Annotated in this window: 2 protein-coding genes and 2 pseudogenes; 1 reads left to right on the top strand and 3 read right to left on the bottom strand. The window is 67.1% G+C overall.

Annotated features, from left to right (window positions below):
- Positions 1-399: pseudogene (locus ACFVX4_RS41835) on the top strand (hypothetical protein); the annotation flags it as partial.
- Between the two features lie 370 nt (positions 400-769).
- Here the strand turns inward: ACFVX4_RS41835 and ACFVX4_RS41830 are convergent.
- The 3 genes and pseudogenes from ACFVX4_RS41830 to ACFVX4_RS41820 form a co-directional block, all read right to left on the bottom strand.
- Positions 770-2,053: an ATP-binding protein gene (locus ACFVX4_RS41830; protein WP_389988692.1), complete on the bottom strand. Its 1,284-nt coding sequence runs from the start codon at positions 2,051-2,053 to the stop codon at positions 770-772.
- A 74-nt stretch (positions 2,054-2,127) separates the two neighbouring features.
- A complete protein-coding gene (locus ACFVX4_RS41825; RefSeq protein WP_389988689.1) occupies positions 2,128-2,634 on the bottom strand; it encodes a hypothetical protein in 507 nt (168 codons plus the stop codon).
- A 66-nt stretch (positions 2,635-2,700) separates the two neighbouring features.
- A pseudogene (locus tag ACFVX4_RS41820) lies at positions 2,701-3,206 on the bottom strand (IS6 family transposase); the annotation flags it as partial.

The raw sequence follows: 3,206 nt of genomic DNA, 5'->3' as shown, positions 1-3,206 counted from the left end.
CACTCAACGCCTTCGACATCACCATCGACGGCCGGCTCTCCGCAGCACGCCAGTAACTCCAACAACCTGAGTTACACCGCTCGTTTGACAGACCCCCTCCGTATCCGCAGCGGCCATTGGGTGCCCGAGGAAGGCGAGAAAGGCGAAGGCGAAGCGGAAGGTGAGGGTGAGGGTGAAGGTGAAGGTGAAGGTGAAGGCGCGCGGGTGGAGTCGGTGGGTAAACGCGGGCCGAGTGCGCCCGCACGGAAGTTGCTGAAGTACAGCACGCCGCAGGACCCGGCGCTGGCACGGTTCGTGAAGTTGCGGGTGATCGAGCCGGAGAACACGTTCTGGCGGCGCGGTATCCAGGCACGTGTCCTGAACGGGCTGAGCAGGGTCGGGGACTGGCGCGGTTGCTGACGCTCCGTTTCCAGTCCCCGGGATTGATTGACCTTGGCCTTGTATCGCGAGGTGGGCGGGTGGCGGCACCGCGTTTGTGGCGACGACCCGCCATCAATTGATCACTAACGACGATGCGCGCGGGCAGCGGAGCGGGTCGCCGGACACGGCCACATCGGGGTAGCTGCTGCTCCGCCGCAACCACAGCCGTGGATAGTCTGCTCATGTTTCTTGCATCCGTGACGGAGGCAATACGGCGGCACCGCCCAGCTCAAGAGGGGTAAAAGCTGTCGTAGCCGGGTAGTGGTCGCACCGTTCCGCAGTCGTCGTGCTCGGTCGTGTCTGACTGCGTCGTCACGCCTCCGTTGGCGCCGGCCGGGAACACCAAACATCACATGCGCGCGTGGTGCTCGATGTCTTCCCTGAACTTGGTGAGAGCCTGGGCGGTGAGTGTGGGACGGGTGTCGGCGATGGCAGCGAGGTAGTCCTCGGTGCTGGCCGGTGCGCCTTTGCGGTCGGTGACTTCGCGTTCGAATGCGGCGTGGGAGCCTTTGCGGGCGGCGAACTCGATGTCGGCAGGTGTGAACATCTCACTGGCCAGCACCAGTCGATGCAGTTCGATGTCGTCGGCGGCTGGGCCGAGGTAGCGCTGCCAGATTGCCGCCCGGGCTTTCGGATCGGGGGGACCGACCGGAATGACGTAGTCGAACCGGCCAGGGCGCAAAAACGCCGGATCGAGGGAACGGACGGAGTTGGTTGCGCAGATCAGCAGGCGGTCGTCCTGGTCGCGGAAACCGGGGATCAGCTTGAGCAGTTCGTTGGTGACTCCGTGGCCGGGGTCGACGGCCTGACCGGACCGGACGCCGGCGATCTCCTCGACCTCGTCGATGAACAGCAGAACGGATTCCAGCACCGCCAGATCGGCGAACGTGTCCCGCAGTGAGGCGGCCAGGCCGCCAGCGGCACCCTCCGTGAGCCGGGAGGGAAAGAGTTCCACGAACGGCCAGGCCAGCCGGGAAGCGACGGCCTTGGCAAAACTGGTCTTTCCGGTACCCGGCGGGCCGAAAAGGATGACGGCTTTCGGTGGCGTCACCCCGTACCGGTCGGCCAGCACGGGCTCGGCCAGCGGCAGCACGATCCGCCGCTCAATGGCTTCTTTCTCTCGTTCCATGCCCGCGAGGGCACCCCAGAGCCCCTGCGGCAGTACCCTCCCGCCGAGCTCGGCGAGCAGGCCCGCATCGCTCGCGCCGAGATGCTCGACCTTCTCGTAGAAGATCAACCCGTCGCGAGTGCGGTAACCGGAGTTCTCCAGCGCCGTGGTTCCGGTGGTCCCTGGGGCAAGCAGCGCACCGATCCGGCGTACCCCCTGTATGCGTAGACGCCTCTCGATTTCCGCGATCAGGGCGCTCCCGATTCCGCGGTTACGCCACATCCTTGCGAGCGCCACCAGCGTGATCCAGGCCCGCTCACCCTGGGCCTGCGCCACTGCCATGCCCACCAGGTCCTCGCCGACCACCGCAACCACTGCGGTCCCGCCGGTCCGGGCAGCCGCCATGGCCTCAGAGACGGGGAACACGGGAGGCATGTCGTCGGCCTGCCGGTCCTGATCCCATATCTGGATTACACGGTCCAGATCGTCGTCATGGAAGTCCCGCAATCGCCACGTCGGCATCATCGCCACCTTGTCGGCAGGGTCGCCACCGCCTTGCCGACGCCCTGGCCGCGGGCCGTCCGGCGGCCGCTCCGCTCCTACTCATTCTCCGCGCCGACCAGATGCCCGTCGACCGGGCGGACGTTTGCCTCCTGGCGGTAGTCGTCATCAAGGCTGCGGACCACAGTTGCCTCCAGGGCAACCGGGTGGTTTACAGACGTCCGCGGTGGGCGGTGACCAGGGGCCGCCACCGTTGCCGGTTGGCCAGCTGTCCATCCAGCCAGTGCGCTGGTGAGGGGGAGGCCGGTGATGAAGTGAGCGATGTCGGTGTAGTACGCGTAGTCGCCGTTTCGGGTGAGCTCCCCCAGCCGGGCGATGTCGTCTCGGACTACGGTATCGTCCCCGCGCACGGTGTGGTGCAGGGTGAGGACCAGATCCAGCAGCAGTGCGGCCGCGGTGATTCCGGCGGTGGTGATCTCTGTCCGCAGCAGGTCGGCGCGGTCGTCGACGGCGGGGCCCGGGGCGCCAGCGTCGCGGGCGAGGGCGGCGATCTGGGCGGTCAGGGTGGTGGCGCGCTGGTCGAGTCCGGCCAGGGGCGTTGTCAACTTGTCAGGTGATGTGCCGGGTGGTGGTGTGTCAGGGTGTGGTGGGGCCGGGTTCCGGGTTCGTGCTCAGGGTGTAGCAGACAGGCCGGTGGCCCCGGTGATCTGGTTCCAGATGGTGAAGCGGTGGCGCATTTCGGTGCGGTAGCCGGTGGCGGTCATGAGGTGGCGGCGGGGGCGGAAGTGGGGTGAGATGCCGCTGAACGCGGACAGGAATCGCTGCGCCCCGCCGGTGGAGCGGAAGCCCTTCATCGCGCGTTCACGCTGTCTCGTCGGCTGGTGGCTGCTCTCCGCCCGGTTGTTCAGGCCCTTGTGGGAGCGGTGTTCCACGGAAGGGTATGACCTCGCGGTGAGCGGCACCGCAGGAGCGGAGCTTGTCGGTGACGATCACCCGCGGCACCGCACCGGTCTTCTTGAGGAGTTTGCGGAAGAAGCGCCTGGCCGCGGCCTTGTCCCGGCGGCTCTGCACGAGGATGTCCAGCACGTTGCCGTCCTGGCCGACGGCCCGCCACAGGTACTGCCGCTCACCGTTGATGGTGATGAAGACCTCATCCGGATGCCACTTGTCGCCGGGC

The sequence above is a fragment of the Streptomyces sp. NPDC058240 genome (genome assembly GCF_042882135.1).
GTDB lineage: Bacteria > Actinomycetota > Actinomycetes > Streptomycetales > Streptomycetaceae > Streptomyces.
This window is presented reverse-complemented; position numbering and strand designations above follow the sequence as displayed.

Bases quoted from the DNA above. Each gene is read 5' to 3' on its own strand.
- ACFVX4_RS41830 (WP_389988692.1), bottom strand. From the start codon at position 2,053: ATGATGCCGACGTGGCGATTGCGGGACTTCCATGACGACGATCTGGAC.